The organism is Vibrio sp. Vb2880, assembly GCF_033337975.1.
Taxonomy (GTDB): domain Bacteria; phylum Pseudomonadota; class Gammaproteobacteria; order Enterobacterales; family Vibrionaceae; genus Vibrio; species Vibrio alginolyticus.
The window spans coordinates 1-1624 of the sequence record NZ_JAWORT010000068.1; the positions used below are offsets into that span (position 1 = coordinate 1).

The 1624-nt window shown below is 45.3% G+C and carries 1 protein-coding gene and 1 pseudogene; both read right to left on the bottom strand.

The window, feature by feature from the left end:
* A partial coding sequence (locus R7M92_RS24870; protein ID WP_318134573.1) for a hypothetical protein occupies nt 1–968 on the bottom strand: 968 nt, incomplete at its 3' end.
* Between the two features lie 3 nt (nt 969–971).
* A pseudogene (locus tag R7M92_RS24875) lies at nt 972–1624 on the bottom strand (hypothetical protein); the annotation flags it as partial.

A 1624-nucleotide genomic window follows, 5' to 3' on the forward strand; every position in this document is an offset into this window, starting at 1 on the left:
CCATCCTTGGTGTTGCAAGTAAACGCACCGCCGTCCTCCCGCCAGTAGATATAATCTGCAACGGCATTGTACTTTCTCCGCTCTTCGGCTAGGTAACATTCCTTAGGGTAATAACGCTCCTCCTTGTAATGTTGCCAATCGCCAACTTGATAGATGAGATTAGTTTCCTCATCGGCCCGACCTAATACAACTTTGTTATGAGAAGTTCTTGCTGTTACCAGTAGTTGTTTTCCTTGATTCAAAAGTTGCACTCTTATAGGTTCATCATAAGCATGCTCATTACCATCCAGCCATTTCTTTCTCAGTTCCGGAGAATCCGGGTTAGGTAAAGCCAGCGGCAGCTCAGTCATAACCATGCTGTTGGTATCAAATTCATACGCCTTACCGAGTTGCGACATGTAAGCTTTACTGCTGTCAGGCAGCCAGCCACCAAAGTTACAACCGCCACCAAAGCGTTCAATTTGGCGGGTTTTAAGATCTGCAACGGCGCAACCTTTTAACGATGCGAATAACCCCATGTTAAAAAACAAGAAGCGGCCATTTGGTGAGCGCTGCGGGCGCAAGTTTTTGGTAAACCCAGCTAGGCTGCCAACTTCTTCTGGAGTCAACAAGGTTTGTAGGTTGCTGCCGTCTAAATTCATGGTGTATAAACCAGCTTGTTTGCGGTTTTCAGCACGATAAATCTGCGTGATGATTTGCGGCTTGTCTCCGGGATTGTCCCACTGAGCCAAAGGCGCGGTGCGTGGATCTGCAATATCCAATAGCCATGTGGCCTCTTCTGATGTCGCACCATCTTTAAAGTGTACTGTTGGCATTAAGCGTTCTAAAGCGTGGTTGTACCGTTCTTTTTCTATCTGAGCAATCGTTCTTTCTTCTAACCATTGCTGAACTTTTGAGCTACAAGCAATGCCTACCCCAACGCCCGTTATAGCTAATGCGGTCAAGCCAAATACGACTTTTTTGTTCATAACTTACATTCCTAATTCTTGTTTCCAGAGCGACATATATTGACTGAGATTATCTTCTGCATTTAGCTCTTGTTCGCTACGTTCTGGTTCGGGTTCTACCCTTTCGACCATTTGGCTCGGAGTCGACCAATTCTGTACTTGCTCAAGAGTTAAGTCTTGAAAAACCAGTTCCGAGTGATGGGTATAACCTGGAGAGGTTATCTGTAAAGTGAATTTTCCTTTTGGGGGAAAACCACCGAGCTGCGCCGTCGCAAAATGTGGGTTTTCTTGGTCATATTGAAGCGCTTCACTCAGTACCCAATCACTTTCACTATCAGATATCACCGCATAATGAATGACAGGGGTATTAAAATCGATCAGCCCGGTTTCAACTGACAATTGAAAACCGCTGTTTTTTCCATCCACATAAGCAATGACCGTATTACTCTGGTCGTAACTACGTACTATGGCTTGTTGGTCACTCAGCCATGGCATGTCGTCTTCGGTCACTTTGTGGATGGCTGCGCTGTCTACATCGGAGGTGAATTCTTTTGCACTGAATGACTGTGCGTCACTGTAACTGCTTAATTCATCTAATGGCGTGCTGGATTTATCTAGCAAAGCAGCATCCGATTCTAATGCTTCAATTTGAGCAAAGCGCTTTTGCTTTGGTGAGA